The following is a 1,953-nucleotide window of genomic DNA, read 5'->3' as shown; positions in this document are numbered from 1 at the left end:
CCACGTTGTTCGCGAACGACGTGGCAGGGGCGGCAGGACTTGAACCCGCTACCTTCGGTTTTGGAGACCGACGCTCTACCGGGTGAGCTACGCCCCTATCAAAATTTGTTAAGTAACATGTTACTTAACAAATTAACTTTTCTTTTTTGTTTCTGCGTGCTTTGTGTGTTTTCTGCATTCATTACAAAACTTTTTGAGTTCTATTTTTTCCTCATTCGTTTTTTTGTTCTTGCGTGTATGATAATTCACAGTTGAACACTGCGCGCACTTTAATCTTACTAAATTATCCTGACTCATATGTTTTATTTTATTATATCCCCTCTTTAATAATATGGAGTGGAGCCTGAGGTCGGACTCGAACCGACGACCTACTGTTTATCCCGATTTTGCAAAATTTGTCTGAGCCAGCGGTCGGACTCGAACCGACGACCTACTGTTTACAAAACAGTTGCTCTGGCCAACTGAGCTACGCTGGCAAATTTTATGCAAAATCGAGGACTCTCGATATTGTATCCGAGTCAAAGGTTTGGACACAATATCGGAGCAAAACAGTTGCTCTGGCCAGCTGAGCTACTCAGGCCTGGTGCAGGGTGAGGGATTCGAACCCCCGTAGGTACAAGACCACTTGGTTTACAGCCAAGCGCATTTGACCGCTCTGCCAACCCTGCATTATAAGTATGTAATATCCGAACAAGTTCATCCTTAGAACTTATTTGTTCAAAGATTATGCTCCTATATATTATATCACACTTTTTTAAAAAATAAAGAGCTTGGAGCCCGGAAGCGGATTTGAACCGCTGACCTCATCCTTACCATGGATGCGCTCTGCCAACTGAGCTATCCGGGCCTACTTCTTCAACTCTGCCAGCTTTCTGCGCAAATTACCGTCTTTTGGATCTAACTTAAGAGCGTAATTAAAACTTTTTAAAGCAAAGTCTTTTTGTCCCTGTTCAGCATACCACTCCCCTAATTTTTTATATGGATATGGGTTTTTAGGATTATCTTTTATCAAGTTTAGCCAAAATTCTTCCCCTTTAACGCCCCCGATTTTTTTAGCACTATTTTTACCAAAAGAAGGCTTGTAATATTTAAATACCAGAAAACCTATACCTGCAACCGCCAGCACTATGAGGGATATGAATGCGTATATCATATTATTGTACTATAATTCGTACCTGGCAAATCCCCCAACTTGAATATTCTCTCCAAGTTTTGCTATGTATTCCTGTATAATATCTCCTATTTTTTTATCCGGATTCTTTACAAACGACTGCCCCAAAAGGCAAACCTCGCTAGCAAATTTTTCAACCTTGCCATCAATTATTTTTTCTATAACATCCTCGGGTTTATCTGAATCAGCGAACTGTTCTTTATATATTCTTTTCTCTGTTTCTATAACATCCTCGGGTATGTTTTCTACAGAAATATACTCAGGGTCCATAGCCGCAATATGCATAGCCAAATCATCCGCTAAGGCATGGAAATCTTCCGTGCGTGCAACAAAATCAGTTTCGCAATACAGTTTGAGCAAAACTCCTATTTTACCTCCCGCGTGTATGTAAGATACAACAAGACCTTCATGTGTTTCACGCGCACCCTTTTTTGCCGCCAAAGCAGCGCCTTTCTTGCGTAAAATTTCTCTCGCCTTTTCTTCGTCTCCATCGGCTTCAGTAATGGCATTTTTAACATCCATTATACCCGCGCCGGTTTCTTGTCTAAGTTTTTGAATTTGTTCCATTGACATATGTTTTTGTTCGGCTTCGCCTCACAATCCGCCGACTGGCGGAAGGTGATAGGTTTTAGCTTTTAGGTATTAGTCCAATACCTAAAAGCTAAAACCTGATACCTGCTCGCGAAGCAAGCTTATTTTTTCTCCTCTTCGGCAGTTTTTTTGTTTGTTGTTTTTTTAGTATCTGCGGTTTCATTTACTTTTCCTTTTTTGCCTGCCTGCCG

General features: G+C 41.1%; 3 protein-coding genes and 4 tRNA genes. All 7 read right to left on the bottom strand.

The window, feature by feature from the left end:
• Window positions 1–21: 21 nt before the first annotated feature.
• Window positions 22–97, bottom strand: a tRNA-Trp gene (locus WDZ40_04270).
• Between the two features lie 35 nt (window positions 98–132).
• Window positions 133–297, bottom strand: a complete 165-nt coding sequence (rpmG, locus tag WDZ40_04265; protein MEX0878035.1) for a 50S ribosomal protein L33 — start codon at window positions 295–297, stop codon at window positions 133–135.
• A 105-nt stretch (window positions 298–402) separates the two neighbouring features.
• Window positions 403–476, bottom strand: a tRNA-Thr gene (locus tag WDZ40_04260).
• 105 nt (window positions 477–581) lie between these two features.
• Window positions 582–668: transfer RNA gene (locus WDZ40_04255), tRNA-Tyr, on the bottom strand.
• A 103-nt stretch (window positions 669–771) separates the two neighbouring features.
• Window positions 772–847 (bottom strand) — tRNA-Thr (locus tag WDZ40_04250).
• Window positions 848–1,153, bottom strand: a complete 306-nt coding sequence (locus WDZ40_04245) for a hypothetical protein (protein ID MEX0878034.1) — start codon at window positions 1,151–1,153, stop codon at window positions 848–850.
• Between the two features lie 9 nt (window positions 1,154–1,162).
• On the bottom strand, window positions 1,163–1,744 hold the full coding sequence (locus WDZ40_04240) for a translation elongation factor Ts (protein MEX0878033.1): 582 nt from the start codon (window positions 1,742–1,744) through the stop codon (window positions 1,163–1,165).
• Window positions 1,745–1,953 lie beyond the last annotated feature (209 nt).

It is taken from the genome of Candidatus Spechtbacterales bacterium (assembly GCA_040879145.1).
Taxonomy (GTDB): Bacteria; Patescibacteriota; Minisyncoccia; order Spechtbacterales; family 2-12-FULL-38-22; genus JAWVZY01.
This window is presented reverse-complemented; position numbering and strand designations above follow the sequence as displayed.